Source organism: Moorena sp. SIO4A1, assembly GCF_010672065.1.
In the GTDB taxonomy this organism is placed as follows: Bacteria; Cyanobacteriota; Cyanobacteriia; order Cyanobacteriales; family Coleofasciculaceae; genus Moorena.
This window is the reverse complement of record NZ_JAAHHX010000849.1, coordinates 1-1,255: the sequence shown is the minus strand read 5'-3', so window position 1 is coordinate 1,255 and position 1,255 is coordinate 1. Positions and strand designations below refer to the sequence as shown.

The 1,255-nt window shown below is 42.9% G+C and carries 1 protein-coding gene; it reads left to right on the top strand.

The genetic code is table 11. The annotated features are described in order from the left end of the window. Positions 1-439 (top strand): hypothetical protein (locus F6K53_RS43445; RefSeq protein ID WP_293086943.1); only part of this gene is annotated, 439 nt, incomplete at its 5' end. Positions 440-1,255: the final 816 nt, after the last annotated feature.

Sequence of the window (1,255 nt, the reverse complement as noted above, 5' to 3'; positions counted from 1 at the left end):
GCTTACCGCTGATTGTATCATTCACATGTCTGGATATCGCCTAGGTCAGGACGAGAAAGAGTTTTTCTTTCGTGATTTACCATTCATTTACCAAGAAGTGAAAGGAGAGTTTCCCGTTCACTCTGGAATGGGGGATGATAAATACCATCGCTCTCAAAAGCAGCAAAAGAAGATCAAGAAAGCAAGGAAGAAAGGGAAAAAGCGGCGGGCTGCTGTTCTAGCTAACCTATATGATGTAGATTTTTTTGACGCTTACCGCGATCAATTGTTCGGAATGATTGGAGTACTAGAAGAGCGAACGCTACTAGCGGCCATACCCTTAGAAGAGTTGAGCGAAGACGAAGAAGAAGCAATAGATATCCTTACTGAGAAGGAGGAAGAATTATCAGATAGGTATGATGAGTTTCGCAATGCTATTGTACTCACCGCATGGGAGTGATCAACTCAATCATTCCATTGCTCCTCACGTAAGCATTCAGCCGTCAGCTATCAGCTATCAGCTAATGCGCTACTGTTCGCGCAGCACCTCAAGTAGTGCAATCGGTGCTAAAGGTCTGTGGCCACGCTATGGGAACAGTTTATGCCCATAGCGTACGTTACTAATGGTGCTTTTGAATAAAATAAGCTGACGGCTGACGGCTGATAGCTGAATGCTTACCTCCTCACTAGTTGCGATCGCGCTCTACCGACACTATAATATTCAGGCTTGTTACCCTAAGATTTTCTCTTTAATTGTAAGTGCGATGCTGCAAAGCAGCCGCCAAAGGCGATGAAGCGTTCGCAAAGCGTGGCCTTTGGCCTCAGCTTCCGCTAAGAGCGATCGTGTTATAGTAATTCAAAAAATATAATCAAAAAAACGTAATTAATCATGACAGCAAATAGCACTAAGCGAAAATCGACTCATAGAAAAAGTTAAAAAACTGTCCCTTGAACAAATCCAACACGAAGACAGGATATATAGCGTTTATAGAATTTATGAGGTACGCTTCTCAACCTCAAAGTCCCCCTTGATAAGGGGGATTTAGGGGGATCTATTTGTACCTCATGGCATAGAGAATTGCTATAGAAACCACAAGGAGTGGAAATTCCTAGCCCTAGGCTTACCGAACTAGATAAAATTGCAAAAGAAATGAAATCATTAAAGGACTATAAAATTATTTTACGTCCCGATGACAACGGAACTTTTGTCGCCTATATTCCAGCGATTAAAGGATGTCATGCCTGGGGAGAAACTCCTGAGGCAGCCCTCTGTGAA